Origin of the sequence: Streptomyces sp. JL2001, assembly GCF_050917515.1 — a bacterium.
In the GTDB taxonomy this organism is placed as follows: Bacteria; Actinomycetota; Actinomycetes; order Streptomycetales; family Streptomycetaceae; genus Streptomyces.
On record NZ_CP169421.1, the window covers coordinates 1842539 to 1866248 of the forward strand.

At 72.9% G+C, this 23710-nt stretch carries 25 protein-coding genes; 15 read left to right on the plus strand and 10 right to left on the minus strand.

Annotation, left to right across the window (positions count from 1 at the left end; translation table 11 throughout):
* Positions 1-38: 38 nt before the first annotated feature.
* On the minus strand, positions 39-911 hold the full coding sequence (locus ACE1OA_RS08020) for a LysR family transcriptional regulator (RefSeq protein ID WP_384871009.1): 873 nt from the start codon (positions 909-911) through the stop codon (positions 39-41).
* A gap of 85 nt (positions 912-996) precedes the next feature.
* On the opposite strand from ACE1OA_RS08020, the gene ACE1OA_RS08025 reads away from it, so the two are divergent.
* Positions 997-1782 (plus strand): CTP synthase C-terminal region-related (seleno)protein, encoded by a 786-nt coding sequence (locus tag ACE1OA_RS08025; protein ID WP_432752548.1) that lies wholly within the window; start codon positions 997-999, stop codon positions 1780-1782.
* Positions 1783-1827: 45 nt separating this feature from the next.
* On the opposite strand, the gene ACE1OA_RS08030 is transcribed toward ACE1OA_RS08025, so the two are convergent.
* On the minus strand, positions 1828-2463 hold the full coding sequence (locus ACE1OA_RS08030) for a nucleoside/nucleotide kinase family protein (protein ID WP_356608319.1): 636 nt from the start codon (positions 2461-2463) through the stop codon (positions 1828-1830).
* A gap of 50 nt (positions 2464-2513) precedes the next feature.
* Here ACE1OA_RS08030 and ACE1OA_RS08035 point away from each other — a divergent pair, with 50 nt between their 5' ends.
* Both ACE1OA_RS08035 and fusA read left to right on the plus strand, forming a co-directional pair.
* Positions 2514-2915, plus strand: coding sequence for a VOC family protein (locus ACE1OA_RS08035; RefSeq protein WP_356608317.1), 402 nt, complete (start codon positions 2514-2516; stop codon positions 2913-2915).
* Between the two features lie 488 nt (positions 2916-3403).
* A complete protein-coding gene (gene fusA / locus ACE1OA_RS08040; protein ID WP_432752549.1) occupies positions 3404-5461 on the plus strand; it encodes an elongation factor G in 2058 nt (685 codons plus the stop codon).
* Here fusA and ACE1OA_RS08045 read toward each other — a convergent pair.
* Entirely contained in the window at positions 5409-5900 is a 492-nt protein-coding gene (locus ACE1OA_RS08045; protein ID WP_432752550.1) for an ATP-binding protein, read from the minus strand. The genes fusA and ACE1OA_RS08045 overlap by 53 nt on opposite strands.
* Positions 5901-6043: 143 nt before the next feature.
* Between ACE1OA_RS08045 and ACE1OA_RS08050 the strand changes: the two genes are divergently transcribed.
* The 5 genes from ACE1OA_RS08050 to ACE1OA_RS08070 all read left to right on the plus strand — a co-directional run bounded on the left by ACE1OA_RS08050 (position 6044) and on the right by ACE1OA_RS08070 (position 9288).
* Positions 6044-6877, plus strand: a complete 834-nt coding sequence (locus tag ACE1OA_RS08050) for a helix-turn-helix domain-containing protein (protein ID WP_361316479.1) — start codon at positions 6044-6046, stop codon at positions 6875-6877.
* Entirely contained in the window at positions 6874-7059 is a 186-nt protein-coding gene (locus tag ACE1OA_RS08055) for a DUF397 domain-containing protein (protein ID WP_361316476.1), read from the plus strand. Before ACE1OA_RS08050 ends, ACE1OA_RS08055 begins: the two co-directional genes overlap by 4 nt.
* A 113-nt stretch (positions 7060-7172) precedes the next feature.
* Positions 7173-7628, plus strand: a complete 456-nt coding sequence (locus ACE1OA_RS08060; protein WP_384871019.1) for a hypothetical protein — start codon at positions 7173-7175, stop codon at positions 7626-7628.
* A gap of 5 nt (positions 7629-7633) precedes the next feature.
* Positions 7634-8971 (plus strand): hypothetical protein, encoded by a 1338-nt coding sequence (locus ACE1OA_RS08065; RefSeq protein ID WP_432752551.1) that lies wholly within the window; start codon positions 7634-7636, stop codon positions 8969-8971.
* Positions 8968-9288 (plus strand): hypothetical protein, encoded by a 321-nt coding sequence (locus ACE1OA_RS08070; protein WP_384871023.1) that lies wholly within the window; start codon positions 8968-8970, stop codon positions 9286-9288. Before ACE1OA_RS08065 ends, ACE1OA_RS08070 begins: the two co-directional genes overlap by 4 nt.
* Before the next feature lie 103 nt (positions 9289-9391).
* Here the strand turns inward: ACE1OA_RS08070 and ACE1OA_RS08075 are convergent, their stop codons facing one another.
* Positions 9392-10798 (minus strand): TerD family protein, encoded by a 1407-nt coding sequence (locus ACE1OA_RS08075; protein ID WP_386543055.1) that lies wholly within the window; start codon positions 10796-10798, stop codon positions 9392-9394.
* Between the two features lie 114 nt (positions 10799-10912).
* Between ACE1OA_RS08075 and ACE1OA_RS08080 the strand changes: the two genes are divergently transcribed.
* A complete protein-coding gene (locus ACE1OA_RS08080; protein WP_432752552.1) occupies positions 10913-12214 on the plus strand; it encodes a benzoate/H(+) symporter BenE family transporter in 1302 nt (433 codons plus the stop codon).
* A 222-nt stretch (positions 12215-12436) separates the two neighbouring features.
* On the opposite strand, the gene msrB is transcribed toward ACE1OA_RS08080, so the two are convergent.
* The 4 genes from msrB to ACE1OA_RS08100 all read right to left on the minus strand — a co-directional run bounded on the left by msrB (position 12437) and on the right by ACE1OA_RS08100 (position 15957).
* Positions 12437-12868: a peptide-methionine (R)-S-oxide reductase MsrB gene (msrB, locus tag ACE1OA_RS08085; protein WP_356608303.1), complete on the minus strand. Its 432-nt coding sequence runs from the start codon at positions 12866-12868 to the stop codon at positions 12437-12439.
* A 16-nt stretch (positions 12869-12884) separates the two neighbouring features.
* Positions 12885-14291: a UDP-N-acetylmuramate--L-alanine ligase gene (murC, locus tag ACE1OA_RS08090; protein WP_356779211.1), complete on the minus strand. Its 1407-nt coding sequence runs from the start codon at positions 14289-14291 to the stop codon at positions 12885-12887.
* 303 nt (positions 14292-14594) lie between these two features.
* Entirely contained in the window at positions 14595-15047 is a 453-nt protein-coding gene (locus tag ACE1OA_RS08095; protein ID WP_356608299.1) for an indole-3-glycerol phosphate synthase, read from the minus strand.
* 124 nt (positions 15048-15171) lie between these two features.
* Positions 15172-15957 carry a pyrimidine reductase family protein gene (locus tag ACE1OA_RS08100; RefSeq protein ID WP_432752553.1) on the minus strand — a complete coding sequence of 262 codons (786 nt, stop codon included), beginning with the start codon at positions 15955-15957 and terminating at the stop codon, positions 15172-15174.
* A gap of 36 nt (positions 15958-15993) precedes the next feature.
* Here ACE1OA_RS08100 and zapE point away from each other — a divergent pair, with 36 nt between their 5' ends.
* From zapE to ACE1OA_RS08125, 5 genes are all read left to right on the plus strand, one after another.
* Positions 15994-17109 (plus strand): cell division protein ZapE, encoded by a 1116-nt coding sequence (gene zapE, locus ACE1OA_RS08105; protein ID WP_356608295.1) that lies wholly within the window; start codon positions 15994-15996, stop codon positions 17107-17109.
* Positions 17110-17143: 34 nt separating this feature from the next.
* Positions 17144-17569, plus strand: coding sequence for an OsmC family protein (locus tag ACE1OA_RS08110; protein ID WP_147980592.1), 426 nt, complete (start codon positions 17144-17146; stop codon positions 17567-17569).
* A 124-nt stretch (positions 17570-17693) separates the two neighbouring features.
* Positions 17694-19052 carry an alkaline phosphatase PhoX gene (locus tag ACE1OA_RS08115; protein ID WP_432752554.1) on the plus strand — a complete coding sequence of 453 codons (1359 nt, stop codon included), beginning with the start codon at positions 17694-17696 and terminating at the stop codon, positions 19050-19052.
* A 254-nt stretch (positions 19053-19306) separates the two neighbouring features.
* Positions 19307-20140, plus strand: coding sequence for a PPK2 family polyphosphate kinase (locus tag ACE1OA_RS08120; RefSeq protein ID WP_432754046.1), 834 nt, complete (start codon positions 19307-19309; stop codon positions 20138-20140).
* A gap of 1288 nt (positions 20141-21428) precedes the next feature.
* The gene (locus ACE1OA_RS08125) at positions 21429-22409 is read left to right on the plus strand and encodes a polysaccharide deacetylase family protein (protein WP_384875500.1); all 981 of its coding nucleotides are present in this window, start codon (positions 21429-21431) and stop codon (positions 22407-22409) included.
* A gap of 106 nt (positions 22410-22515) precedes the next feature.
* On the opposite strand, the gene ACE1OA_RS08130 is transcribed toward ACE1OA_RS08125, so the two are convergent.
* On the minus strand, positions 22516-22878 hold the full coding sequence (locus ACE1OA_RS08130) for a MerR family transcriptional regulator (RefSeq protein WP_356607480.1): 363 nt from the start codon (positions 22876-22878) through the stop codon (positions 22516-22518).
* A 91-nt stretch (positions 22879-22969) separates the two neighbouring features.
* Here ACE1OA_RS08130 and ACE1OA_RS08135 point away from each other — a divergent pair, with 91 nt between their 5' ends.
* A complete protein-coding gene (locus tag ACE1OA_RS08135) occupies positions 22970-23425 on the plus strand; it encodes a hypothetical protein (RefSeq protein WP_432752555.1) in 456 nt (151 codons plus the stop codon).
* An 18-nt stretch (positions 23426-23443) separates the two neighbouring features.
* On the opposite strand, the gene ACE1OA_RS08140 is transcribed toward ACE1OA_RS08135, so the two are convergent.
* Positions 23444-23701 (minus strand): hypothetical protein, encoded by a 258-nt coding sequence (locus ACE1OA_RS08140; protein ID WP_432752556.1) that lies wholly within the window; start codon positions 23699-23701, stop codon positions 23444-23446.
* Positions 23702-23710 lie beyond the last annotated feature (9 nt).

Here is a 23710-nt window from a genome sequence, read left to right on the forward strand (position 1 = left end):
CGCGTCACCGCGCCGCGGCCAAGCCTAGAGGCGGGAGGTCACGCGCGCAGTCGCCGCGCCAACTCGGCTACCTGACGCAGGGGTTCACCGCCGAGATGCAGGAGTTCGGTCCGGTGGACGAGACGGGGCGACCCGAGCGGTACGGCGACCGCGTCCCGGACTCCGGCGGCGACGCTCGCCGGGAGCAGGGCGAGGCCGTGTCCGGCGGCGGCCAGCGCGGCCAGCGTGCGGACGTCGGTGCCCTCGTGGCGCAGGGCGGCACGGAAGCCGTGGCCGCCGGGGCCGTCGTGGGCCGCGCGCAGCCGGTCCAGCGGGAAGCCGGCGTGGGGGGCGTCGAGCCAGCGCGCGTCGACGAGGTCGGCCAGCCGCAGCGCGCCGCGGCCGGCGAGCGGATGTCCGGCGGGCAGCAGGACGGCGAGCGGCTCCTCGGCGAGGCGGACGGCGGTGAGCGGGGCGACGTCGGGCAGTCGCAGGGGATCACTGGGGGCGGCGAGGCCGTCGACCAGGCCGAGGTCGGCGCTCCCGTCGGCGACGGCGGCGGGCACCTCGTCACGGGGCAGGGTCCGCAGGGTGACGCCCGCCGCGGGCAGGGCGGCGAGGGTGCGGGGGTGCACGGCGAGCGGTGACGCGGCGAGGGTCACGGTCCCGCGGGGCGCCGCCGCGAAGCGGGCGAGGTCGGCGCGGGCGGCGTCGAGCCTCAGCAGGAGCGGTCCGGCGTGTTCGAGGAGACGGGTGCCGGCGGGCGTGGGGACGACGGGCCGGCGGCCGAGGAGCGGCGTGCCGAGGTCGCCCTCCAGGGCGGCGATGTGCTGGGAGACGGCGGACTGGGTGTATCCGAGCACGCGGGCGGCCTCGGAGAAGGAGGCGAGCCGGACGACGGTGACGTAGGTGCGCAGGAGGTGCGGGTCCATGGGGAGGTGAGCATAAGTGTTCCTGATGGACCGTGCAGGAATCATCGTTGGACGTGAACGGGCGCGTCCGCCCAGCATGGTGGGCATGACGAACTCCCCTACGGCCGGCTCCCCGGCACCGGACGCGCCGCCGCGCGCGTCGAGGACGCCCCGCGTCGCGCTGGTCGGCGACCGGTCCCCGCACGTGAAGTCCCATGCCCGGGTCCCGCTGCTCCTCGACGCGCTGGCGGAGTGCGACGGCCTCGTCCTGGACGCGTACTGGATCCCGACCCCGGACGCGCGGGAGCCGGGCGCGGTGCAGGGCTTCGACGCGGTGTGGGTGCTGCCGGGCAGTCCGTACGCGAGCGAGGAGGGGGCGCTCGCGGCCGTCCGGACCGCTCGTGAGGACGGCATCCCGTTCCTGGGCACCTGCGGCGGGTTCCAGCACGCGCTGCTGGAGTTCGCGCGGAACGTGTGCGGACTGCCGCGGCTCGCGCACGCCGAGAACGATCCGGGCGCGGACGCCCACGACCTGCTGATCGCCCCGCTGGCCTGCTCGCTCGTGGGGCACGAGGGCACGGTGCGGGTGACGCCCGGCTCGCTGGCGGAGTCGGTGCTCGGCGCCGAGCGGTCGACCGAGCGCTACCACTGCGGCTACGGCCCGGACGGTCGCCATCTGGACACCCTGCGCGCGCACGGCCTGCGCTTCAGCGGTGCGGACGAGGCGGGGCAGGTGCGGATCGCGGAGCTGCCGGGGCATCCCTTCTACCTGGCGACGCTGTTCCAGCCGGAGCTGGCCGGTGACGGGACCCGCCCGCATCCGGTGGTCCGGGCGCTGGCCCGGGCGGCGACGGCCCACGCGACGGGCCGACCGGCCGGGGCGACGAGGTGACGCGAGACGGGCGACAGCCCGGGAGAGGCCGGGCCGGCGGCGCGGTCAGCTCATCCGGACGACCAGGTCGGCGCGGTCCCGGCCGCGGGCCACGAGCCGGGCGTTGACCTCGTCGGAGTCCCGCACCCAGCGCTCGGCGTGCGCCCGGTCCTTGCCGAAGCGGACGTGCCGGTCCACGAGCCGCGGCACCCGGCGGTGGTCGTCGAGTTCCAGGAACCACGCCTCGTCCAGGAGCGGTCGGACCAGGGCCCATGGACCCTCGTCGTGGAGGAGGTAGTTCCCCTCCGTGATCACGAGCGGGACGTCGGCCGGCACGGGTACGGAGCCGGCGACCGGTTCCTCCAGGGCCCGGTCGAAGGCGGGGGCGTAGACGGTGGTGCCCGGTTCGGGGGCCCGGAGCCGGGTCAGCAGCGCGGCGTAGCCCGCGGCGTCGAAGGTGTCCGGCGCCCCCTTCCGCGCGGCTCGGCCGAGCCGGCGCAGCTCCTCCTGGGCGAGGTGGAAACCGTCCATGGGCACGAGGACGGCGAGGCCGTCGAGCCGGGAGACCAGACGCGCGGCGAGGGTGGACTTCCCGGCGCCGGGCGCGCCCGCGAGGCCCAGGATCCGCCGTCCGCCGGGGGCGGCGAGGAGCCGGGCGCGGGCGGTGAGCCCGGCGAGCTGCTGCGCTTCCATGCGGGGCATTCTCCCACTCGATTTGACGGGACCCAGTTGTACGTATGACGTTGGGTGTCATGTCGTCCATCGCACTCGTCACCCTCGTCGTCCGTGACTACGACGAGGCCATCGCCTTCTACACCGACGCCCTCGGCTTCGAGCTCGTCGAGGACACCGACCGCGGCGACGGCTCGCGCTGGGTCGTCGTACGTCCCCGGGGCGGCGTCGGCGGTCTCGGCAACGCGGGGCTGCTGCTCGCCCGCGCCCGCGGCCCCGAGCAGGAGTCCAGCGTGGGCGCCCAGACGGGCGGCCGGGTCGGCTTCTTCCTCCACACCGAGGACTTCGCGGGCGACCACGCCCGGATGTCCGCCGCCGGGGTCCGCTTCCTGGAGGAACCGCGGCACGAGGTGTACGGCTCGGTCGCGGTCTTCGAGGACCTCTACGGCAACCGCTGGGACCTGCTCCAGCCCGCCGGCTGACTCCGGACTCCCCGCCCGGTCCCGCCCGGCTCTCGCCACGGCAGGGACCGGGCGGCGCCGGGGCGCGTCCGGGCGGCCCGTACCGGATCGGGGGGCCTCGAGCCGCGCCCTCCCGCCCCGGCGCGGCGAGGACCCGATGCGCCGTGCCCGCGGGGCCCGGTGGACGCGGCCCGGTCGGCCGTCCGCGTAAATTCGCTGTCCCCCGCGACCCCGGTCTCCCTAGACTCGCAGCGCGCACCGCCCGTGTGCGCCTGAACAGCCGAACCGAGGGGAGCCGACCGTGCGTTGCCACATCGCCGTCGCCGTTCCCCGTTCCCGGTACGACGTGATCCTCGCCTCTTCGCGCGCCCGACGGCGGCTGCGCGGCCGCCGTCGCAGGCCCGCGACGACCCTCTGACCCCTCTCTGCGCCCTCCCGAGGGCACCGGGGTCCTTCCGCGTCCGGGAATCGCGCTGCCCTCTTCAGGCGCCAGCGAAAGGCATCACGCCGTGCGTACCCACACGCTCCCGTCCCCCACCCGTGTCCGCAACCTGGGCATCCTCGCCCACGTCGACGCCGGGAAGACCACCGTCACCGAACGGTTCCTGTACCTCACCGGTGCCACCCACAAGCAGGGTGAGGTCCACGACGGCACCACCGTCACGGACTTCGACCCGCAGGAACGCGACCGCGGCATCACCATCTTCGCCGCGGCCGTCAGCTGCGACTGGGACGGCCACCGCGTCAACCTGATCGACACCCCGGGCCACGTCGACTTCTCCGACGAGGTCGAGCGCGCCCTGCGCGTGCTCGACGGCGCCGTCGCCGTCTTCGACGCCGTCGCGGGCGTCGAGCCGCAGAGCGAGACGGTGTGGCGGCAGGCCGACCGGCACGGCGTCCCGCGGATCGCGTTCGTCAACAAGCTGGACCGCGCGGGTGCCGACCTCGACACGGCGGTCGAGTCGATCCGGACCCGTCTGCACACGGTGCCGCTCGTCGTCCAGCTGCCGATCGGCCGGGAGGACGGCTTCACCGGCGTCGTCGACCTGGTGCGCCTGCGCGCCCTGGTGTGGGACGGCGACGGCGGACCGTACGTCGAGGGCCCGGTCCCCGACGACCTGCTCGACGAGGTGCGGCGCCGGCGACGACGGCTGGAGGAGACGGTGGCGGAGCTCCATCCGACCGCCCTGGAGGAGTTCTGCGAGCGGTCCGCGCTGGGCGAGGAGACGCTGGTCTCCGCGCTGCGGGACCTCACCCGCGACGGCGAGGCCGTGGTCGTCCTGTGCGGCTCGGCCTACCGCAACCGCGGGATCGAACCGCTGCTCGACGCCGTCGTGGCCTACCTGCCCGCGCCGCCGGACGTCCCGCCGGTCCGCGGGACGCTGGACGGCGTCACGCAGGAGCGGGCCGCCGATCCCGACGAACCGTTCACGGCGCTCGTGTTCAAGGTGAACTCGACCGCCACCGGCCGCATGACCTTCCTCCGCGTCTACGCGGGCACGCTCAGGAAGGGGGACACCGTGCTCGACGCCACCGCCCGGCGCACCGAGCGCGTCGGCCGGATCCTGCGCGTCCAGGCCGACCGGAACACGGAGGTGGACGAGGCCCGGGCCGGCGACATCGTCGCCGTCGTCGGACCGAAGGCCGCCCGCGCCGGTGCCACGCTGTGCGCTCCGGGCGCACCGCTGGTCCTCGAACCGCCGTCGACGGCCGACCCGGTCGTCTCCGTCGCCGTCGAGGCCCGGCGGAGTCTCGACACGGACCGGCTGGCGACGGCGCTGGCCCGGCTCACCGAGGAGGACCCCTCCCTGGTGGTCCGGACCGATCCGGAGACCGGCCAGACCGTGCTGTCGGGGCTGGGCGAACTGCACCTGGAGGTGGCGGTGGAGAAGATCCGACGCGCCCACGGGCTGGACGTCGCTGTCGGCAGGCCCCAGGTGGCCTACCGCGAGACGGTCTCCCGCGGCGTGACCGGGCTGCTGTACCGGCACGTCAAACAGGACGGCGGCTCGGGCCAGTTCGCCCATGTCGTCATCGACGTGGCGCCCCTGGAGGCGGAGACCGCGGACGGTGACTTCGTCTTCACGTCCACGGTCACGGGCGGCCGGGTGCCGCAGGAGTACGTCCGCGCGGTCGAGGCCGGCTGCCGGGACGCCCTGGCGGAGGGCCCGCTCGGCGGGCATCCGGTCACCGGCGTGCGCGTCACGCTGACCGACGGCGCGACCCACACCAAGGACTCCTCGGAGATGGCGTTCCGCACCGCGGGCCGGTTCGCGCTGCGGGAGGCCCTGCGGGCGAGCGCCATGACGCTGCTCGAACCGGTGGCCGAGGTCACGGTCACCGTGCCGGACAGCGCGGTCGGCGCGGTGCTCGGCGACCTCGCGGCGCGGCGCGGCCGGGTCTCCGACTCGACGGCCCGCTCCGGTACGGCGGTCGTGACGGCGACCGTGCCGCTGGCCGAGCTCTTCGGCTACGCGTCGCGGCTGCGTTCGCGCACCCAGGGCCGGGGCACGTTCACCAGCCGTCCGACCGGCTACGCCCCGGCACCGGCGGCGTCGGCCGGCTGAGGTCGAGTTCGGCCCGTACGGTCTTCCCGACCGGTACGCGGTCGAGCACGGCCCACCGGGTGGCCAGGGCCTGGACGACGAGCAGGCCCCGGCCGGACTCGTCCAGGGGCCGGGGCCCGGCGATCCCGCCGGGCCCCGGCGGCCGGCGTTCCGTGCGGGAGTCGGCCACGTCGACGCGGAGCAGCAGCCCGGGCGTGTACGCGAGCGTCAGCTCGAAGTCGCGCCCGGGCACCCGGCCGTGGGTCACGGCGTTGGCGGCGAGCTCGGCGACGAGGAGCCCCACGGTGTCGGAGGTGCCGCTGCCGTGCTCGATCCCCCAGCGGTGCAGCTGGTGGAGCCCGAGGTGCCGGGCGAGCCGGGCCCCGCGCGGGGTGGAGCTCAGACGCTGGGTGAACACACGTACGGTGACGGGTTCCTGATGGGTCGATGGGGGTCGCATGAGCCCAATGTGGCGCCGTCGGTACCGCGTTGCCCAGGTCAGCGACCCGTACGCTGGGTGAGCGTACGGGTTCGGAGGGTGGACAGTACCGGTCACCGCCCGTGACCATGGCCGGGACGGGCGCGGCACGGGAGGGGCACGGGATGACGGACGGCTACACGGGCGGCGGCGAGCCCGAGGCGTCGGACAGCTTGAAGTCCTTCGGGGAGGTGGTCAAGACCCTCCGCAAGCGGGCCCGGCTCACCCAGGAGGAGTTCGCGCCCCGGGTGCGGTACTCGGTCCCCACGGTGGCCTCGATCGAACAGGGCCGCCGCTTCCCGCCTGCGGACTTCGTGGAGCGCGCGGAAGAGGTCCTGGACGGCCTGGGAGTACTGCGGGCCGCGTCGAAGCACCTGTCGCGGCAGCCGGGACTGGCGAGCTGGTTCCGGCAATGGGCGAAGCTGGAGACGGAGGCGTTGAACCTCTACACCTATGAATGCCGCCTGGTCCCGGGGTTGTTGCAGACGGAGGCGTACGCGCGCGAACTCTTCAACGAACAACGCCCGCCACTCGGGGACGACCAGATCGAGGCACAACTCGCTGCGCGTCTGGAAAGGCAACGGTTACTGACCGATCGCCCGAACACGGCTTACAGCTTCATCGTCGAGCAACACGTCCTCGAACGCCCCACCGGTGGGGTGCAGGCCATGCGCAAGCAGGTCGCCCACCTGATCGACGTTGCAGAACGCCGCAACGTGGAAGTCCAGATCATGCCGAGGACCCGCGGGCATCACGCCGGACTCGGCGGGCCCATGCGCCTCCTGGAGACGCCGGGCAATCAGTGGTTCGCCTACTGCGAAGGACAGGAAAGCGGGCAGTTCATCCGCGACCCGAAAGTGGTCAGCATCCTCCAGATGCGATATGCCAGGATGCGCTCGCAGGCTCTCACTCTGCAAGACTCCCTGAGCCTGCTGCGGAGGATGCGAGGAGCCACATGAGCACCACAAATCTGGTCTGGGTCAAGAGCAGTTACAGCAGTGGGAGCGGCGACGACTGCGTCGAGGTCGCCATCACCCCCGCCATCGTCCACGTGCGCGACTCGAAGGACTCCGGTGGTCCGCGGCTGACCCTCCCCGCCTCCGTCTGGGCCGACTTCGTCGCCCACGCCTCGGCCGGCTGAGCGAAGCCACACCCGAGCAACTCCGTTGCTTACGGACGGACATGTGGCACCATGAATGAGCACATTCATGTGCAGCAGCAATGCCACGGCCGCTCAGGGGGGAGACGGACGACGTGACGTTCGACGAGGAGTGGGGACAGCTCAGGGCCGCCGCCGCAGCACGGGCGGAGTCCGCGTCGATGCAGCTCAACCAGGCACCGGGAGGCGGGGACCATCCGGGCGGGGGCGCGGGAGTGAACGGTGCGGGATTCTCTGCGAACGCCGCCTCCATCAACGGAAGTTCGCATTTGCTGATGGAGATCGCGGGTCTTCTCTATGAGGGCCGCATGGACGGGGAGAACGCGACGCAGGCCCGTGCGCCGCGCGCGCACGCAGACGTTGCCGCGAGCGTCGACACCTTCGCCCGCTTCGCCAAGGACCAGTACACCGACATGGTCGCCCTGCTCGCGGCACTGTCCACTCGTCTGAAGTCTTCAGGGAACAGCTATACCAAGGTCGACCAGGACGTACAGGGTGCCATGAACTCCCTGCTCGACTGCGGGCGTTACGTTCCCGCGAAGGACCGGTGACGGCCATGACCTACCGCGCGGACGTCGCGTTCCTGGAGGACACCAACCCCTTCCTCATCCTCCGCAATGCCCTGGAGTTCTGGCGGCTCCACACGCTCGTCGACTCAACCGACGACGCCTTCCGCAAGGCGTCCAAGGTCGAGTGGCAGAGTGAGGCCCGCGACCTGTACGTCAAGCGCCTCCAGGAGAGCAAGAGCATCGCCGACGCCCTCTCTGAGGCCTTCCGTACCGCTGGGTCGGCCCTCGCCGCGTACGCCGACGCCGTGACAACCGCCACGTCGCACTTCAAGAACGGCAAGCACACCGAGGGGAAGCTGTCCGAGGTCATGGGCCGGGAGGCGCAGGCGATCACCCCGACAGCGAGAGCAGCGGAGCCACTGCGCCAATGGGAGGACCTGCGGGGCACGTCGGGCGTCCTGGACTTCTTCGCCGAGCTGACCGTCGACGTGGACGCCATCCGCGAGGAGGCGGAGGGCTACTACCACCAGACCAAGGGGCATTACGGCGACGCCCTGCGGGTCGAGTCCGAGGCCCGGGAGCACTGCCTCGCCTCGCTCAGGACGGCCTACGCATCGATCCCCGACTTCCAAGGGACGATCCCGAGCCCGGATGAGTTCCTCAAGGGACTCAGGCCGCTGCAGAACGAGGCGCGGGAGGCGCACTCGAACCCGAACACGCAGCTCCCGGGGTCCGGCCCGAAGGTCGACACGATCCCGACGGTCGGCTCCCACGTGGTGGTGTCCGAGGCGCTCATGCGGATCGCCCACCGGGTCGACGGCCTACCCGACGGCCAGGGCAACAACTACTGGCTGCCGTCCAACTCGGACGAAGGACGCCGCGACTACATCGCTGGCAACAAGGAACTGATCAGGGCCGCCGCAGCGGACTCCGGCCTCCCGCCCGAGATGGTCGCCGGCATAGCCTGGCAGGAGGTCGAGGGCGACCCCGGCATCCTGGACGACGCGGCATTCGAGGGACGTAAGATCCTTCCCGGAAGCGAGGACCCCGACCGGACGTCGATGGGGCCGATGGCGATCCAGGTCCGGCGCGCGGCCGAGGTGCTCGGCTATGACCCGAATCACCTCACCGACATGCAGCGGGACGTCGTCGTCGACGCCGTGAAGGACCCCGCGAAGAACATCTTCATCGCCTCCGAGTACCTCGCCCAACTCAAGGCGGAGAGCGGCTTCGCCGACGTGCCTCCGGAGCAGATGACCCGGGCGCAGATGCAAGAGCTCGCGGCGCGCTACAACGGCGGCCCGTACTACGAGAGCGACGCCGCCCAGGCGTATGGTCGGGGCTTCGACCGCAGGGTGGACCAGGCGAAGGAGGCGCTGGGGTGACGGAGGCGCGGCGGACCGGGGTCGCCGGGCGGGTCGGGCCCCTGGTGTGCGGGGCGACCCTGCTACTCGGACACCTGGTCACCGGCTACCTCGTCCTGCTCGCCTACACGGTCGAGCCGGACGGTCCGTGGGACCGGCAGGCGGTCACGAACTCGGGCTTCGCCGCGGGGTTCGGACTGGCGGTGTCCCTGGTGACGGCGCTGCTCACGCTCTGGTTCGTGAAGGCCGAGTGGTCCCGGCGCTGGTGGTTCGCCCTCCCCACGGCGCTTGCCGTGGCCGCGGTCCTTCGCCTCACCCTGCTCGCGCCCACGCTCTGACGAGGCACAGCCTCCCGCTCGCCCTCGCCCCCAGCGCGTGGGCCGCGTTCGTCCCTCACGCGACCCACGCCCGAAGCACCCGGCGGGGCGGGCGGAGGGATGCTCAGCGTCTGCCGCGTCGCAGCCAGCCCTGGGCCTTGTCGATCTCGGTCACGTTCGACGGGCCGCCGCCGCTCGACGGACGGCTGTGCGGCTGCAGGTGCTTGAGTCTCGCGCTCCACGGGCCGTCCGCCCTCATCAGATGGACGAGGAGCGGTCCCTCCGGCAGTGGCACGGTCTCCCGTCGCCTGCCTATCTCGTTGACGACGCTCCCCTGTTGCTCCGGGAGGCTGGTGGGGTCGTCGTGATCCGCCAGTTCGTAGAGATAGACGATGAGGTTGTCCTTGCCGCGGTAGCGGATGGCGAGATCGGCCGTTCCCCCTGTGTGCAGCAGCACGTCGGGGCCGAAGCACTCCATCGGCTCCTCCGACAGGTGCCTGGCCGCCGCCAGTGGCAGGACCTGAAGCCGCCAGGGTCCGTCAGCCCTCAGCCGCAGACGCAGACGCCCGTTCCCGGGGACGTGGGCGAGCAGCCGGCCCCGGAAGTTGTCCTCGGTGCTGTTGACGAGGCTCTCCCCGTCCTTGTTGAACCGATTCAGGGGCCAGAGGCCGGTGTACCCCTCGGCGTCGACGGCGAGGTCGACCACGACCGGACCCGGCGGGAGCCCCTCCGCCGTGATCACGTCGTTGTCCCGGCCGGTCTGCGTGTACGGCTCGAAGACGGAGCCGAACGTCCAGTCCGGCACGATCAGCCCCGGCGCGGGCACGGGGACCACCACCGTGGGCACCGGCCCCGGGACCTTGGCGACCGGGACCGGGACGGGGTCCGCGGGCGGCTGGAAGGCGACCGGAGCCGGGACCGGGACCTGGGCGGCGGGCGGAGCCTGGAACGGCGCCGGGCCCGGCGCGGCCACCGGCGGCTGGAACGGGACCGGGGCCTGGGGCGGCACAGGGGCCGGAGCCTGAACCGGCGCCTGGGCCGGGGCGCTGCCCGCCACCTCCACCCCGTGGTCCGTCGCCAGGCCCGCGAGGCCGTTCACATAGCCCTGGCCCACCGCGCGGAACTTCCAGCCTCCCGCCTTCCGGTACAGCTCCGCGAGCACCATCGCCGTCTCGCCGCCCGCGTCGGTCACGTCGTACCTGGCGACCGATGTGCCGTCCGGCGCGAACGCCTCCACGGACAGCTCGTCCACGTCCCGCAGCGCACCGGCCTCCGTCGACCCGACCACCAGAAGGCGGACGATCTCCCCCTCGACCGCGGTGAGCCCGGCATCCAGCCAGACCGTGCCGTTCTCCTCCCCCAGGAGCCTCGTGGCTCCCGAGGGATGGACCGGCGCCCCGTGGAACACGATGTCGTGGTCCCCCCGGACCCGGCCCTGCTCCGTCAGAAGCAGCACCGCCACATCGACTCCGTTCCGCACGGCGAGGCGCAGCGGCACCGTCGGAAGGAAGCTGTTGTCTCCCTTGATCATTTCCCCTCCCCAAAATGGATCACTCCTTGATCCTGCGGCCATCCGCCCCCCGGGACAAGGCCTGTGGATAACCGGTCGGGCCCCTCGCTCACGGTGTGCCAGGATGCCCGGGCCATGGCTTTCATACGACACGTACAGTCCGCCGCGCCGACCACCGCCGTCTCCGCCGGATTCCTCGCCGTCCTCATCGGCGTCACCAGCTCCGTGGCCGTCGTCTTCACGGCGGCCAAGGCCGCCGGGGCGACGTCCGCCGAACTCACCTCGTGGGTCTTCGCGCTCGGCATCGGCATGGGGGTCACCTGCATCGGGCTCTCGCTGCGCTATCGCGCCCCGATCGTGACGGCCTGGTCGACCCCCGGCGCCGCGCTGCTCGCCACCGGGCTCCAGGGTGTGACGATGGCTCAGGCCGTCGGCGCGTTCCTGCTGTCCGCCGTGCTCATCGTGATCAGCGGGGTCACCGGCTGGTTCGAGCGGATCATGAACCGGATCCCGGTGCCGCTCGCCTCGGCCCTGCTCGCCGGGGTGCTTCTGCAGTTCGGTACGGAGCTGTTCACGCAGATGGAGCGGAACGGCGTCATCGCCGTTCCCATGTTCCTGGCCTATCTCGTCGGACGACGCTGGTTCTCCCGGTACGCGGTCGTCGCCGCGCTCGCCGTCGGGATCGCGGCCACCGCCTGGCAGGGGTCATGGAAGCTGGACGGTTTCGCGCTCACGCTCGCCGAGCCGTCCTTCGTACGCCCCGAGTTCGACTGGCAGGTCCTCGTCGGCGTCGGCCTGCCGCTCTTCGCCGTGACGATGGCCTCGCAGAACCTGCCCGGGGTCGCCGTGCTGCGCAACGCCGGTTACACGACGCCCATCTCGCCGCTGCTGACCTGGACCGGAACGGTCAACACCGTCCTCGCGCCGTTCGGCTGCTTCGGCCTCAACCTGGCCGCGATCACCGCCGCGATCTGCAGCGGCGAGGCCGCTCACCCGGATCCGCGGAAGCGGTACGTGGCGGGTGTCTGGACGGGCGTGTTCTATCTGCTCGTCGGCCTCTTCGGAGGAACGGTCGGCTGGCTGCTGACCGCGATGCCGCCGGCCCTGGTCCTGGGCATCGCGGGCATCGCGGTCGGCTGGCTGCTGACCGCGATGCCGCCGGCCCTGGTCCTGGGCATCGCGGGCATCGGCCTGCTGGGAACCATCGGCGGCTCCCTCACCTCCGCCCTCCGGGACGACCGGCTCCGCGAGCCGGCGGTGGTCACCCTCCTCGCGACGGCGTCCGGGTTCACGCTCTTCGGCATCGGCTCGACCTTCTGGGGCCTCCTCGCGGGTGTGCTCACCCTCGCCGTGGGCGACCTCGCCCGGCGCGGGACGCGCTCCGCCGAGCCGTCCCCCCGCGCCACCGCCGAAGCCGAGCAGGCGAAGAGCCGCTGAGCCTCGGCCCGAGCGCGCCGGCCCGGCCGCGCGCGAGGTGCCCGGCCTCGGGGGCGGGCCGGGCGAACCGCTCCGGACGGACGAACACCCACGGTCCGGGACCGTGGGTGCATGGCGGGCGGCGGAGGTCGGGCCGGGCTCTCCCGCAGAGCCTCCTCGCCGCCGCCTCACCTCTCATCGGCCCGCGCCGCGCTGGTGGACTCCGGTCGGCGCGCGGCCCGCTCAGCCCTCGCCGGCCGGCGATCCCGACTCCGACTGCGGCGTCAACCGCAGCGAGATCGAGTTGATGCAGTACCGCTGGTCGGTGGGGGTCGGATAGCCCTCGCCCTCGAAGACGTGACCCAGGTGCGAGCCGCACCGGGAGCAGCGGACCTCGGTGCGGACCATGCCGTGCGAGCGGTCCTCGATCAGCTCGACCGCGTCGGTGTCCTTCGGGTCGTAGAAGGACGGCCAGCCGCAGTGCGACGCGAACTTCTCCGTCGAGGTGAACAGCTCGGCGCCGCACGCCCGGCAGGAGTACACACCCGTGGTGGTGGTGTCGGTGTACTCACCGCGGAAGGCGGGCTCCGTGCCGGCCTGGCGCAGCACCTGGTACTCCGCCGGGGTCAGCTCCGCGCGCCACTGCTCGTCCGGCTTCTCGACGTCGTAGGACATGAGCTCGCTCCCTCTGCTACTTCGACAGGTGGTCCAGGATCAGCGGGCCGAGGTCCGTGACGTCGCCCGCGCCCATGGTCAGAACGAGATCACCGGGCTTCGCCATTCCCGCGACGACCTCCGGGACGGCGTCCTTGTCGTGGACGGGCGTCACGTCGGCTCCGGCCCGCCGGCCGGCCTCGATGATCAGCTCGCTGGTGATGCCGGGGATCGGGTCCTCGCGGGCCGGGTAGATGTCCAGGACGATCGAGGCGTCGGCGAGCGCCAGCGCGTCGCCCATCTCCTTGCCGAGCTCCTGCGTGCGGGAGAAGAGGTGGGGCTGGAAGACGACCAGCAGGCGGGAGGCGCCGGCGGCGCCGCGCATGGCCTCCAGGTCGGCGGTCATCTCGGTCGGGTGGTGGGCGTAGGAGTCGATGACCTGGACGCCCGCGGCCTCGCCCTTGAGCTGGAGGCGGCGGCCGACGCCGGTGTACGCGGTGAGGGCCTGGGCCAGCTCCGCGGCGTCGATGCCCACGCGGGCGCCGGCGGCGAGGGCCGCGGCGGCGTTGTGCGCGTAGTGGCGGCCGGGGACCGAGACGGTGAAGGCGTGCTCGACGCCGTCGAGGAGGACGACGACCTCGCTGGTCATGCCGTGCGGGGTGATCGAGAGGATCCGGACGTCGGAGGTCTCGGACTCGCCGACCGTCACCACGTTCAGGCCGTCGCGGTCGGCGACCCGGGCGGCCAGTTCGCGGGCGCCGGAGTGCTCGCCGACGACGAGCGTGCCGCCGGGGCGGATCTTCGCGGTGAAGGCCTCGAAGGACTCGTAGATCTCGTCCATGGAGGCGTAGTTCGCGTGGTGGTCCAGCTCGACGTTGAGGACGATCGCGACCTCGGGGTCGTACTTCTGGAAGCTGCGGTCGCTCTCGTCGGCCTCGGCGACGAAGACCTGGCCGTCGCCGTGGTGGGCGTTGGTGCCGGGGCCCGCGAGATCGCCTCCGATGGCGTACGACGGGTCCAGGCCCAGCTCGGTGAGGGCGACGGCCAGCATGGAGGTGGTCGTCGTCTTGCCGTGGGTCCCGGCGACGGCGACGGCCCGCAGGCCGGCCATGAGGGAGGCGAGCGCGTCGGAGCGGTGGACGACCGGGATGCCCAGCTCGGCGGCGCGGGCCAGCTCGGGGTTGTCGGCGCGGATGGCGCTGGAGACGACGACGGCGGAGGCGTCGTCGGCGAGGTGCTCGGCGGCGTGGCCGATGTGGACCGTGGCGCCGAGCGCCCGCAGCGACTCGGCCGTCGCGGAATCCTTCGCGTCGCTGCCGGCGACCTTGGCCCCGCGCTGGGCGAGGATCTTCGCGATGCCCGACATTCCGGCACCGCCGATGCCGATGAAGTGCGGCCGTTCCATGGTGGCAGGGACGGCGGCGGCAGGGATGGCGGGTGCCATGCGTGGTTCTCCCCGGTGTGCGTCGTACTGGACGCCCCCAGCCTAGTAGCTCGTGCCCGGAGGCTCGCGGTCGCGCGATCCCGGCGGGGCCGGAGGCCGCCGGTGGGCGGGTTCAGGGGGGCGGGGGCCGGGTCCGGGGGGCGGGAGCGCCGGGCCCTGCGGGCGGACGGCCCGGGCCCCCGTCGCGGCCGTACCCCGGCGGGCACGCGGCCGGGGGCGGCGCCGTGGCCCCGGCACCGCCCCCGGCCTGCTCGTTCCCCCTGCCAGTCCCGGGTCCTCCGGGGCTCGAGCGGGGCCTCCCGGTCAGTCGCTGTGCGCGAAGAGTTTCAGTACCGGTACCCCGACCTTGTGCCGGGCACGCGACGCCCAGTCCCGGTGGAAGAACTCCTCCACGTAGTGCGGGGCCGTCAGCACGATCACCTCGTCCGCCTCCGACTCGTCCACCACGGCCTTCATCTTGTTCAGGGGGTGGTCCTCCACGACCTGGCCGACCGCCTGACAGCCGGCGTTGCGGAGGGCCTGGAGCGAGACCTCCAGCGCCTGCTCCGCGGGGCCCCGGGCGGCCTTGCCCTCCGGCTCGTCGCCCTCCCGGCGCGCCTCCTTCAGTTCGCCCATCGCGACGTCGTCGATGGCGCGCAGCAGCACGTCGGCCTGGTCACCGCGCGGCTGCATCAGCACGATGAAGGACACGGACTCGTCGCCGTGCAGGGTGGTGACGAACTCCACGTCGACCGACGTCAGGGGCTTCTCGATCATCAAAACGCTTGTGAACACCTCAGGAGCCCTTCTGCGGAAACCATCCTTCCCCGTGCCCGCACGGGGTCTGCGAGAGTAAGTGTGCCCAGCGGAAGCAAAGCGGAACGACTAATTCCGCGGCGCGTCAGCTCCGACGGTAGCGGGTGTAGAGGAAGCCGGCCTCCTCCAGCAGCGACGCCACGGCGAACCGCGTCGGCACGGCCACCGGCGGCCCCCCGGCGATCCGCTGCGCGGCCCCCGCCGTCATCGTCGGCGAGAGCGTCAGGCACAGCTCGTCGAGCACCCCGGCGGCCACGAACTGACCCAGCAGACGCGGGCCGCCCTCGGTCAGCTGCCGCTTCAGGCCCCGCTCGGCGAGCGCCGCCACCGCGCGGGCCGGCTCCACGCCCGCACCGTCGCCGGCGATCACCACCTCGGCCCCCGCCTTCTCGGCCTCGTACACCTGCTCGGCGGGTGCCGCGGCCCCCGTCAGGACGAGGGTCGGCACCAGCGGCCCGGTGAACAGGGGGAGCGAGAAGTCCAGGTTCAGCGAGGCGCTGACCACGGCGATCACGGGTGCGGGCCCCTGGCCGGCCGCGGCCCGGCGCTCGGCGAAGACCTCACGCGCCCGGGCCGGACGGTAGCCCTCCGCCCGGACGGTCTCGGCCCCCACCACGATCACGTCGGCGAGCCCCCGGAGCGTGCCGAAGATCCGCATGTCGGACTCCGACGAAAGCGGCTGGGAACGTCCCTCGTGCTGGCCGGCCCCGTCGAGCGACGAGACCATGTTGGCCCGCAGCCACACGCCGTCCGGGCCCCGCTCGGCCTCGTCGGGGTACGCGTAGGCTTCGGCCAGCTCGTCGAGGGACCACTCCCGGTCCCCGGCGGCGTCGGTGGCTGTCATGTCCGTCACAGGGAACAGGCGTCGCATCCTCGCAGTCTGACACGGCGCTTAGAGTGGTGAACTGTGTCGACCCGTTCCCCGCATGCCGCCCCCGCCATAACCGAGGCCGCTTCCGCCGAAGCCTCCCCGGTCTCCCTCTGTGCCAGGGAGCCGCAGGTCCCCGCCGACCGCCTCGTCGCGGAGATGGTCCCGCCGCCGCGGTTCGACTCGGTCCGCTTCGACACGTACATCCCCGACCCGAACCAGCCCAGCCAGACCGACGCGGTCAAGGTCCTGAGCTCCTTCGCCGAGGGTCTGGGCGGCGCCCACGCCAGCGGCTCGGGCCGGCGCCCGGCGCTCGGCCGCTGGTTCGCCAGGAAGCCCGCCGCCCCCACCGGTCCGCGCGGCGTCTACCTGGACGGCGGCTACGGCGTCGGCAAGACCCACCTGCTCGCCTCGCTCTGGCACGCGACCCCCGCCGAGCCCGCCCTCAAGGCCTTCGGCACCTTCGTGGAGCTGACCAACCTGGTCGGCGCGCTCGGCTTCCAGCAGACCGTGAAGACCCTCGGCGAGCACCGGCTGCTCTGCATCGACGAATTCGAACTGGACGACCCGGGCGACACCGTGCTCGTCTCCTCCCTGCTCAGCCGGCTCGTCGAGTCGGGTGTGGCCCTGGCCGCCACCTCCAACACGCTGCCGGGCAAGCTGGGCGAGGGCCGGTTCGCCGCCGCCGACTTCCTGCGCGAGATCCAGGGCCTGTCCGCCCATTTCCGGCCCCTGCGGATCGACGGCGAGGACTACCGCCACCGTGGGCTGCCCGAAGCCCCCGCCCCGTACTCCGACGATCAGGTGACGAAGGCGGCGTACGCCACCCCGGGCGCCTCGCTCGACGACTTCCCGCACCTGCTGGACCACCTGGCGAAGGTCCACCCCAGCCGGTACGGCGCGCTCACCGACGGCCTGAGCGCGGTCTGCCTCACCGACGTGCGACCGGTGCCTGACCAGTCCACCGCGCTGCGGCTCGTCGTCCTCGCCGACCGTCTGTACGACCGCGAGGTGCCGGTGCTGGCCTCCGGACTCCCCTTCGACCGGCTGTTCAGTGAAGAGATGCTGAAGGGCGGGTACCGGAAGAAGTACTTCCGGGCGATCTCCCGGCTCACCGCACTGGCACGCGACGCAAAGGGTCTGGTGGAGCAGTAGGTTGGGGGCCATACCCGATCGAAAGGGATTCACCATGGCCACCGTCCGTCACGCCCACACCGTCTGGGAGGGCGACCTCCTCAAGGGCAAGGGCGTCGTCTCCCTCGACTCCTCCGGCCTCGGCTCGTACGAGGTCTCCTGGCCGGCCCGCGCCGAGGAGCCGAACGGCAAGACCAGCCCCGAGGAGCTCATCGCCGCCGCGCACTCCTCCTGCTTCTCCATGGCCTTCTCCAACGGTCTGGCCAAGGCCGGCAACCCGCCGACCCGCCTGGAGACCAAGGCCGACGTCACCTTCCAGCCGGGCGAGGGCATCACGGGCATCCACCTGACCGTGCGCGGCGAGGTGCCCGGCCTGGACGCGGACGAGTTCCAGGCGCTGGCCGAGGACGCCAAGAAGAACTGCCCGGTCAGCCAGGCGCTCACGGGCACGACCATCACGCTGACCGCCGAACTGGCCTGACGCCCGCGCCACATGAGGCTGTTGTGGCCCGCATGGTTCACGTGTCACCACGGTGCGTGATACACACATGCGGGTCACACGTCACACGCCACCTGTCCGCCAACAGGAAGTGGGCTGTTGCCTCATGTCCGCAACACGACGTCAGATCCTCTCCCGCACCGGCGCGTCGGCCGCCGGCATCGCCTTCTCCGGCGCCTTCGCCGAGCTCTTCGCGGGCGGCGCAGCCGCCGCGAGCCGGGCCGGCTACGGCCCGCTCGTCCCGGATCCCGCCGGGCTCCTCGACCTCCCCGAGGGCTTCCGCTACAAGGTCCTGTCCCGCCAGGGCGACCCCCTCCGCTCCGGCGAGGGCCTCGTCCCCAGCAACCACGACGGCATGGCCGCCTTCGCCGGCCGGCGCGGCCGCGTGCACCTGGTCCGCAACCACGAGAACCGGGCCACCGGCAAGATCGGCGTCCCGACCGTCGAGGGCCTGACCTACGACCCGGCCGCCAAGGGCGGCTGCACCGCGCTCGAACTCGACGGCCGCAACAACGTCCTCGGCGAACGCGTCGCCATCGCCGGCACGGCGGTCAACTGCGCCGGCGGGCCCACCCCGTGGGGCACCTGGCTCACCTGCGAGGAGACCGAGGACCGGGCCGGCACCGCCGGATACACCAAGGACCACGGCTGGATCTTCGAGGTCGACGGGGCCGATCCGCACCGCACCGGGGCCGTTCCCCTCACCGCGATGGGCCGCTTCCAGCACGAGGCGGTCGCTGTCGACCCGCGCAGCGGCATCGTCTACGAGACGGAGGACGCCTTCCAGCAGCCCTTCGGCCTCTTCTACCGCTTCCTGCCCCGCAAGCCGCTGGGCGGCACCGGTTCGCTGCGCGCCGGGGGCGCCCTGGAGGCCATGCGGGTGCCGGGCGTGCCCGACCTCTCCGCGATCCAGGAGACCGGGGCGAGCTTCGGCGGCGTGGAGTGGGTTCCCGTACCGGACCCGCAGGCCGCCGAGACGCCCATCCGGCTGCAGGACTTCGGCCCGCGGGGCATCACGCACGCCCAGAAGCTGGAGGGCTGTTACTGGGGAGGCCGCGCGGTGTACTTCGTCTCCAGCTTCGCCCGCGCGACGGACGGCTCGGCGGGGACCCACTTCGGGCAGGTGTGGAAGTACGAGCCGCACCGCCGCCGGCTCACCCTCGTCGTCGTCTTCGGCCCGAGCACGGACATCCGGCTGCCGGGCGAGTCGCCGGACAACATCTGCCTGGCGGCCGACGGCGGGCTCATGGTCTGCGAGGACGGCGGCGGCGAACAGCACGTCTACGGGCTGACGCCCCGCGGCGAGGTGTACGCCATTGCGCGCGGCGCACAGAACATCGGCACACCGGAGGACCCGGAGTGGGGCGAGTTCGCGGGCGTCACGTTCTCGCCCGACCGGCAGACGATGTACGTCAACTGCTACACACCGGGCACGACGTTCGCGGTGACCGGGCCGTGGTGCTGAACTGACGGACGGGGCGGGCCGGCGCCTGTGCCGCCGGCCCGCCGCTCCCCTGTTCCGCGGGCTCGCGGGCCCGCCGATTCCGTCGGAGGATCGGGGGAAGGCGCGTGACGGACGGGAAGGGGCCCAGCGTGGCGAAGGACGGGAAGGCCGGGAAGCCCGGGAAAGGGAAGACCGGGAAGCCGGGTGGGAAGGCAGCCGGGAAGAAGGACCGGCGGAACGACGCCGCGACGTCGGCTCCCGCACCCCGCCGCCCGCTGCGCGAGCTGCTGCGCCTGCCCGTCGGCGAGCCGGTCGACCTCTCCGCGTACGGCGCCTCCTCCATCCTTCCCGGCGCTCCCGCCGACAAGTCGGCCGGTGTGGCGGCGACCGCGGCCACGGCACCCGCCCTCGCCGGACTCCAGGAGCGCCTGTACGCGGCGAGCACGGCCGGCGACCACCGCCGGCTGCTGCTCGTGCTCCAGGGCATGGACACCAGCGGGAAGGGCGGCACGGTCAAGCACGTGATCGGGTTCCTGAACCCTTCGGGCTGCCGGATCCGGGCCTTCAAGGCCCCGACCGAGGAGGAGCGGGGCCATCCCTTCCTGTGGCGGGTCGAGCGGGCGCTGCCGTCGGCGGGCGAGATCGGCATCTTCGACCGCTCCCACTACGAGGACGTGCTGATCGCCCGCGTCCGGGACCTCGCCCCGCGCGAGGAGATCGAGCGGCGCTACGAGGAGATCAACCGCTTCGAGGCGTCGCTCGTCGACGACGGGGTCACGGTCGTCAAGGTCTTCCTTCACCTGTCGTACGAGGAACAGCGGGCACGGCTGCTCGAACGCCTCGACAACCCCGACAAGCACTGGAAGTTCAACCCGGGCGACATCGAGGACCGGGCGCTGTGGCCCGCGTACCGGCGGGCGTACGAGATCGCCATGGAACGCTGCGCGACGGACGGGGCGCCCTGGTACGTCGTCCCGGCCGACCGGAAGTGGTACCGCAACTGGGCGATCGGCACCCTGCTGCGGGAGCACCTGGAGGAACTGGACCCGCGCTATCCGAAGGCCGACTTCGACGTGGCGGAGTGCCGCCGGACGCTGCTTGCGAGCTGACGGGCGGCGCATGGGTTCAACACTTGGGGGTGGGGGTGGGGGTCTGGGCGCTTGGGGCCGGGCGGTCTTGGAGGGTGCGGGTCCTGGCTCTTGGGGTGGGCCGGTCTCCGTTTGTTTCTGGTGGTTGGCCGCCCTCTCTCCGAGTGTGGCAGCCGGGTCCGTGCCCTCAAGGGCGCTCCTTCGTCGCGTCGCTGCGCGATGGCCTGGCGGCCACCCTTGACCGCCCGGCCCCGACTGCCTTTTCACACTCGGAGGGCGGCCCGGGAGGGGCATCCGCTCCGGGGCCCGGTGGGGCCCCGGGCGCCGTCGGCGTCCGACAGCTTTTGGGGTGGCTTCCCGCACCCATTGAATGGGGTGACGCGGCGGCGCTTAGCGGATGCCGCTCGTCTCTCGGCTGGGATTCATGCCCCGCTGGTCACTCTCCGGTGGTGGGTGAAGCCGAATCCGGAGCCAGCATCGCCGGCTCGGGTCAGAGGGCACGGGTCGCGCGGGGCGGCGGGCCGTACGGATCCCATCCACCCCACACATCCCATCGCCGACCCGGGATGGACTGCTCAATGACGCTACGGCGTACATTAAGCCCGCCGAGAGTCCGATATGCCCGTGAAGTCCCTTATCCCGTCCCTGTTACCGCAAGTAATGTACGCGCTAGCGTCATCCGGGGAGAGGGACGGAACCCCCCCCGCCGCCGAAGACGGGCCGGACTGGATGGGGCCGGCTTGAGACGTCACCCTTCCATGTCCTCCTCGGATAAGGGATCACCCACCACCGGGAATGACCAGCGGGGCATGAATCCCAGCGGGAATCGAGCAGCACCCGCTAAGCCATGCCCGACCGCCCCATTCAATGGGTGCGGGAAACCACCCCCGGAGCCGACGGGGGCCGACGGCGCTGCGCGCCCCGCCGGCCCCCCGCCTGGGCCCATCCCCCCGGGCCGCCCTCCGAGTGTGAAAAGGCGGGTGAAGGCGACGGGTCAAGGGTGGGCGCAGCCCATCGCGCAGCGACGCGACGAAGGAGCGCCCTTGAAGCGGCGCCGTAACCCGCCACACTCGGAGAGAGGGCGGCCAACCACCAGAAGCAACGGAGACCGGCTCACCCCAAGACCCCAGGCCCCGCACCCCTCAAGCCCCCCAACACCAAGCCCCCATCCCGTCCGCCCACCCCCGGCGACGCTCGACGCCCAAGCACCCCCACCCCGACCCACCCCCCGACCCCCCGACCCCCACCCCCGCCCCCGCCCCCGTCGAGCCGCGAACGATCCGGTGCGATGATCGGATAACTTCCGGTCGTGACCATTTCTGCACGAAAGCTGACGGCGCTCGGCCTGCTGGGTGCCGTTCTCGTCGGCTGCGGCGGCGCGGCCGACACGGCGGCCCCCGGCCGGCCGGCGAGCCCGGGCGCCATCCGTTCCGCCGGCCCTGCCGCCACCGCCGCCACCGCTTCCCCGTCCCCGCCGCCCCGCACCGCGACGAGCCCGACTCCGAGCGCGAGCGCCGGCGCGAGCTCCGCGGGCAGCCCGAGCGCCGCGCCCGGCCCGGCCACCGTGCGCGAGGCACCCCCCACCCTTGCCCCGGGCCCCGGCGGCGTCACGCCCGTCTTCACACGGCGCGCCCACGGCGCGGAGAAGGTCGTCGCCCTCACCTTCGACGCCGACATGACGGCCGATCAGGGGCCGCGGGCAGCCGGCGGGGAGCGCTTCGACAACCCGCAGCTGATCGCCACCCTGCGGCGCCTGGGCGTCGACGCGACCGTCTTCATGACCGGCCGCTGGGCGGAGGAGTACCCGGACCAGGCCCGGTCCCTCGGCAACGACCCCCGCTTCGAGATCGCGAACCACTCCTACAGCCACTACTCCTTCGCCTCCCCCTGCTACGGCCTGCCGACCGTGGCGCGAAACGACATGGCCGCCGACGTGCGGCGCGCCTTCGCCGCCTTCCGCAAGGCGGGTGCGCGCAACGTCGTGCCGTACTTCCGTTTCCCCGGCGGCTGCTACGACGACGACGCGCTGCGCGCGCTCGCGCCGACGAAGGTGACGGCGGTGCAGTGGGACGTGGTCAGCGGGGACGCCTTCGCCACGGACGGCGACGCCGTGGCGCAGCAGGTCCTCGACGGGGTGAAGCCCGGCTCGCTCGTGGTCATGCACTGCACCCGGAGCGCGGCGCCCGTCACGGAGCAGGCGATCCGGCGGATCGTCCCGGAGCTCCGGGCGAAGGGCTACCGTTTCGTGAAGGTCTCGGAGCTGATGAGCCGCCGGACGCCTGCCGGCTGACAACCCGCCAGCTGACACCCGCGCGGACGCGCCCCGCCGGCCCTGCCGGCCCCGCCGGCGCCCCGCCGGTCCCCCGGCCCCCGGCCCCGCCGCCGGCGGCGACGCGTCAGCCGGCCGGGGCGGCTTGGAGGGGGCAGCCGGCGCCCACCCGTTCGACGAGCTCGGCCCGCAGCGCGGTGAGCTCGTCCATGCGGGCGTCGATGATCCGGATCTTGTCCTCGAACAGCGCGGACAAGGCGTCCGCGCTGTTCGGGTCGTCGCGCAGGTCCCCGCCGATCCGCGCGATCTCCGCGAGCGAGAAACCGAGGGTCTGCGCCGTGCGGACGTACAGGAGCCAGGCCACCGCATCCGGCGGGAAGTCGCGGTAGCCGTTGGGCAGTCGCCGGCTCTCGACGAGGCCGAGCTTCTCGTAGAACCGGATGGCGTCCCTGGACACCCCCACCTGGGCGGCGAGTTCGCCGATGCGCATGCACCCTCCGTCATGAGTCGGGCTTGACCTTGGAGCGTAGTCCCCTGTCTAGCGTGAGGCGTCGTCGTCCCGAGACAGAGGAGACCCCGTCGTGATCCGTCCGTTCCCGCCCGTCCATCCCGCCTATCTGCGCACCGTCCGTGCGAGCGCCTGGTACGACCTGGTCGTCACCGCCGGCTTCGCCACACCGTGGACCTACGCGCTCGTGCACCGCGGGCTGTCCTCCGGGGGCGAGGCCGCGGGGCTGGGAGCCCTGCCCCCGCTCGAGCCGATGCAGGTGCTGTTCGCGAACCTGATGGGTTCGGTCGTGATCGTCTGGGCCGCCCTGCGCCTGGTCCGGACCCTGCCCGTGCACGGGCTGCTCGACGGAGTCGCCCGGCTGCTCTTCGCGTCCTGGCAGGCGTACGCCGTGACGCACGGCGCCCCGGCCCTGCTGTGGCCCTTCTTCGCCGTCGAACTCACCCTGGGTGTCGTCCAGCTCGTGCCCTGGTGGCGGACCCGCCGGGCGGAGCGGGCCGCCGTGCCCGCCGCACCGGCGGCCGGCTGAGCCCGTCCCCGCGTCCGGTCAGCCGGAGCAGGCGGTGCGCTGGGCTTCCTGCCACGCGCAGACCGGGCAGAGCGTGATGCCCTTCGTCGACTCGGGGTACTCGGTCGGCGCGCGGCACAGCACGCACTCGGCGAAGGGGCCATCGCCCGCGGGCTCGGGGCGGGGCGCGGGACCGGGGCCGCAGTACGACGTGCGTGCGTCCCCGGTCTCCGGGGAGCCGGTGGCCCCCGTGGCCTCGGTGGCCCCCGTGGCGTCGGTGGGGTCGGTGACGTCCATGGACACGAG

What these genes read in the sequence shown, in the direction of transcription:
- ACE1OA_RS08030 (WP_356608319.1), bottom strand. Translation starts at nt 2,463, where the DNA reads ATGCCCCGCATGGAAGCGCAGCAGCTCGCCGGGCTCACCGCCCGCGCC.
- ACE1OA_RS08080 (WP_432752552.1), top strand. Translation starts at nt 10,913, where the DNA reads ATGGCTTTCATACGACACGTACAGTCCGCCGCGCCGACCACCGCCGTC.
- ACE1OA_RS08130 (WP_356607480.1), bottom strand. Translation starts at nt 22,878, where the DNA reads ATGCGCATCGGCGAACTCGCCGCCCAGGTGGGGGTGTCCAGGGACGCC.
- ACE1OA_RS08045 (WP_432752550.1), bottom strand. Translation starts at nt 5,900, where the DNA reads ATGCGACCCCCATCGACCCATCAGGAACCCGTCACCGTACGTGTGTTC.
- ACE1OA_RS08115 (WP_432752554.1), top strand. Translation starts at nt 17,694, where the DNA reads ATGTCCGCAACACGACGTCAGATCCTCTCCCGCACCGGCGCGTCGGCC.
- ACE1OA_RS08100 (WP_432752553.1), bottom strand. Translation starts at nt 15,957, where the DNA reads ATGCGACGCCTGTTCCCTGTGACGGACATGACAGCCACCGACGCCGCC.
- msrB (WP_356608303.1), bottom strand. Translation starts at nt 12,868, where the DNA reads ATGTCCTACGACGTCGAGAAGCCGGACGAGCAGTGGCGCGCGGAGCTG.
- ACE1OA_RS08140 (WP_432752556.1), bottom strand. Translation starts at nt 23,701, where the DNA reads ATGGACGTCACCGACCCCACCGACGCCACGGGGGCCACCGAGGCCACG.
- ACE1OA_RS08110 (WP_147980592.1), top strand. Translation starts at nt 17,144, where the DNA reads ATGGCCACCGTCCGTCACGCCCACACCGTCTGGGAGGGCGACCTCCTC.
- ACE1OA_RS08020 (WP_384871009.1), bottom strand. Translation starts at nt 911, where the DNA reads ATGGACCCGCACCTCCTGCGCACCTACGTCACCGTCGTCCGGCTCGCC.
- ACE1OA_RS08050 (WP_361316479.1), top strand. Translation starts at nt 6,044, where the DNA reads ATGACGGACGGCTACACGGGCGGCGGCGAGCCCGAGGCGTCGGACAGC.
- ACE1OA_RS08025 (WP_432752548.1), top strand. Translation starts at nt 997, where the DNA reads ATGACGAACTCCCCTACGGCCGGCTCCCCGGCACCGGACGCGCCGCCG.
- ACE1OA_RS08075 (WP_386543055.1), bottom strand. Translation starts at nt 10,798, where the DNA reads ATGATCAAGGGAGACAACAGCTTCCTTCCGACGGTGCCGCTGCGCCTC.
- ACE1OA_RS08095 (WP_356608299.1), bottom strand. Translation starts at nt 15,047, where the DNA reads ATGATCGAGAAGCCCCTGACGTCGGTCGACGTGGAGTTCGTCACCACC.
- ACE1OA_RS08065 (WP_432752551.1), top strand. Translation starts at nt 7,634, where the DNA reads ATGACCTACCGCGCGGACGTCGCGTTCCTGGAGGACACCAACCCCTTC.
- ACE1OA_RS08055 (WP_361316476.1), top strand. Translation starts at nt 6,874, where the DNA reads ATGAGCACCACAAATCTGGTCTGGGTCAAGAGCAGTTACAGCAGTGGG.
- murC (WP_356779211.1), bottom strand. Translation starts at nt 14,291, where the DNA reads ATGGCACCCGCCATCCCTGCCGCCGCCGTCCCTGCCACCATGGAACGG.
- ACE1OA_RS08035 (WP_356608317.1), top strand. Translation starts at nt 2,514, where the DNA reads ATGTCGTCCATCGCACTCGTCACCCTCGTCGTCCGTGACTACGACGAG.